The sequence below is a fragment of the Streptomyces tricolor genome (assembly GCF_002155905.1).
In the GTDB taxonomy this organism is placed as follows: Bacteria; Actinomycetota; Actinomycetes; order Streptomycetales; family Streptomycetaceae; genus Streptomyces; species Streptomyces tricolor.
In genome coordinates this window covers 1-3,415 of the sequence record NZ_MUMF01000479.1, presented here as the reverse complement: position 1 = coordinate 3,415, position 3,415 = coordinate 1, and the positions used below count along the sequence as shown (strand labels likewise).

The window sequence follows — 3,415 nt, the reverse complement described above, 5'->3', positions numbered from 1 at the left end:
AGGGTGCCGGCGGCGGAGGAGAACAGCACGAACGCGGCGAGGCCGAGGCCGCGCGTCAGCTCGTGCAGATGCCAGGCGGCGTCCGTCTTGGGCCGCATGACCGCCGTCAGCCGCTGCGGGGTGAGGTCGGTGAGCAGCCCGTCGTCCAGGACGCCCGCGGCGTGCACCACGGCGGTCAGCGGGTGCTCGGCCGGCACGGACGCCAGCAGCTCGCCGAGCGCGGCCCGGTCGGTGACGTCGCAGGCGGCGACGGTCACGGTCGCGCCCAGGGCGGCCAGGTCGTCCCGGGCGTGCTCGGGCAGCCGGCCGCCGCGGCCGGCGAGCAGCAGACGGCGCACGCCGTGCCGGGTGACCAGGTGCCGGGCCAGCAGCCGGCCCAGGCTGCCGGTGCCGCCGGTGACGAGGACGGTGCCCTCCGGATCGAGGGCGGGCACCGGCCCCGGCTCGGCTTCGGTGACCCGTGCCAGCTCCGGCTGGTACACCGTGCCCGCGCGCAGGGCGAGTTCGGGCGCGCCGGTGGCGACGGCGGCCGGCAGCGCGGCGGCCGAGGCGGGGTCGCCGTCGGTGTCGACGAGCACGAACCGGCCGGGGTGCTCGACCGCTGCCGCCCGCACCATGCCCCAGAGCACGGCCTGTGCCGGGTCGGGCGCGTCCGCGGCGCGGACGGCGACCGCGGACCGGGTCAGGACCACCAGCGGCGCGCCGTCCGGTGCGTCGGCGAGGTGCCGCCGCAGGGCGGTGAGGGCCTGTACGGCGGCCTCGCGGGCCAGCGCGGGCGGTTCGGCGCCGGGGCCGGCGTCCACGTGGACGGCGAGGGTGCGCGGCGCGGGCGCGGAGCCGTCGGCGGTGACCGGCAGTTCGGTCCACCGGACCCGGAACAGGTCGCCGGGCGCGGGGGCGGCCGCGTTCAGCTGCTCGGCGGTGACCTGGCGGATGCGCAGCGCGGCCACCTCGGCCACGGGGGCTCCCGCGCCGTCGTACAGGCGCAGGGTCATGTGGTCGGTGCCGTGCGGGGTGAGGCGCAGCCGGACCGCCGTGGCGCCGGTCGCGTACAGGGTGACGCCCTCCCAGGCGAAGGGCAGGGTCATCACGGTGGGGTCCTGGCCGTCCAGCAGGTCGATGGCGTGCAGGGTGGCGTCGAGCAGCGCCGGGTGCAGTCCGAAGCCGTCGGCCGCGTCCGGGTCGGGCAGGGCGAGTTCGGCCCAGACCTCCTCGCCGAGCCGCCACGCGCCGCGCAGGCAGCGGAACGACGGGCCGTAGGCGTAGCCCTGTGCGGCGAGGTGGTCGTAGGTGCCGGTGACGTCCACGGGCTCGGCTCCGGCGGGCGGCCAGTCGGCCACGGCGGCCGGTTCCGGGGTGGTGCGCGGGGCGAGGACGCCGGTGGCGTGCCGGGTCCACGCGCCGTCTTCGCCCTCCGGGCGGGCGTGCACGGTCAGCCGGCGGCGTCCGTCGGCGTCGGGGGCCGCGGCGGCCACCTGGAGGTGGACGGCGCCGTGTTCGGGCAGGACCAGGGGGCGTTCCAGGGTGAGTTCCGCAACGTGCGGGCAGTGCGTGCGGTCGCCGGCCTGGACGGCCAGTTCGACGAAGGCGCTGCCCGGGACGAGGACGACGCCCGCCACGGCGTGGTCCGCGAGCCAGGGGTGGGTGGCCAGGGACAGCCGTCCGGTCAGCGCCATCCGGTCGTCGCCGGCCAGCTCCAGGGCGGCGCCGAGCATCGGGTGCCCGGCCGGTGCCTGGCCGAGCCCGCCGGCGTCGCCGGCCGCGCCGGGCGCGTCGTCCAGCCACAGCCGGCGGCGCTGGAAGGCGTAGGTCGGCAGGTCGGTGCGGCGGGCGTCGGTGCCGGCGAAGACCCGCCGCCAGTCGACGGGTACGCCGCGGACGTGGGCGGTGCCGAGCAGCATGGCGAACGTCTGCTCCTCGTCCCGGTCCCGGCGCAGCGCCGGGGCGAACACCGACCGTTCGGCGTCGGCCACGGCGTGCGCGCCCAGGGCGGACAGGACGGCGTCGGGGCCGAGTTCGAGGAAGATGCGCACGCCGTCGGCCTCCAGCGTGCGGACGCCGTCGCCGAAGCGGACCGCCTCGCGGACGTGCCGGACCCAGTAGGCGGGGTCGCACAGCTCGTCGGCGCCGGCGCGGGCACCGGTCACGTTCGAGACGAGGGGGCGGGCGGGCGGCGCGTACCGCAGCTCACGGGCGGTCTTCTCGAACTGCGCGAGCATCGGTTCCATCAGCGGGGAGTGGAAGGCGTGGCTGACTCGCAGCCGCTTGGTACGGCGCCCGGAGAAGGCCGCGGCGACGGCGTCCACGGCGGCCTCGGTGCCGGAGACGACGACGGCGCGGGGCCCGTTGACGGCGGCGAGGGACACCTCGGGGCCGAGGTGCGGCAGCACCTCCTCCTCGGTGGCGTCGACGGCGAGCATCGCGCCGCCGGCGGGCAGCGCCTGTATCAGCCGGCCGCGCGCGGCGACCAGCCGGGCGGCGTCCGCCAGGTCCCACACCCCGGCGACGTGCGCGGCCGTCAACTCGCCGATGGAGTGCCCGGCCAGCCAGTCCGGGCGGACGCCCTGGGACTCCAGCAGCCGGTACAGGGCCGTCTCCACGGCGAACAGGGCGCTCTGGGTGTACAGGGTGTGGTCCAGCAGGCCGGCCTCCGCGGTGCCCGGCTCGGCCCACATGACGTCCCGCAGCGGGCGGTCGAGGTGGGCGTCGAGCGCCCGGCAGACCTCGTCGAGCGCCTGCCGGAAGGCCGGGTGGGCGGCGTACAGACCGCGGCCCATGCCCGTGCGCTGGGCGCCCTGGCCGGTGAAGAGGACGGCGACCTTGCCGCCGGCGGGCCGGCCGCGGACGACGGTGTCGGCGGTCGTGCCCTCGGCCAGCGCGGCGAGTCCGGCCAGGAGTTCGTCCCGGTCGCGGGCGACGACGGCGGCCCGGTGGGCGAGGGCGGCGCGGCCCGTGGCCAGGGAGCGGGCGAGGTCGGGCAGGGGCCGGTCGGCGACCGCGCGCAGCCGTGCGGCCTGGGCGGCCAGCGCCTCGGGGGTGGCGGCGGAGACGACGAGCGGCAGCAGCGGCGCCGGTGCCGCCTCCGCGTCCGGCGCGGGCTCCTCGGCCGGTGCCTCCTCGATGATGGCGTGGGCGTTGGTGCCGCTGATGCCGAAGGAGGACACACCGGCGCGGCGCGGCCGGTCGGTGCGCGGCCAGGGCCGGGGCTCCGTCAGCAGGCTGACCCGGCCGGTGTCCCAGTCGACCTTCGTGGACGGGCGGTCCACGTGGAGGGTCTTCGGGAGGACCCCGTTGCGCATCGCCATGACCATCTTGATGACGCCGGCGACACCGGCGGCGGCCTGGGTGTGCCCGATGTTGGACTTGACCGAGCCGAGCCACAGCGGCGCGTCCGCCGGGCGGTCCTGGCCGTAGG

At 78.0% G+C, this 3,415-nt stretch carries 1 protein-coding gene; it reads right to left on the bottom strand.

Annotation, left to right across the window (positions count from 1 at the left end; all coding sequences use genetic code 11):
* On the bottom strand, positions 1-3,415 hold a 3,415-nt coding region (locus CCN44_RS30360), incomplete at both ends, for a type I polyketide synthase (protein ID WP_143650052.1).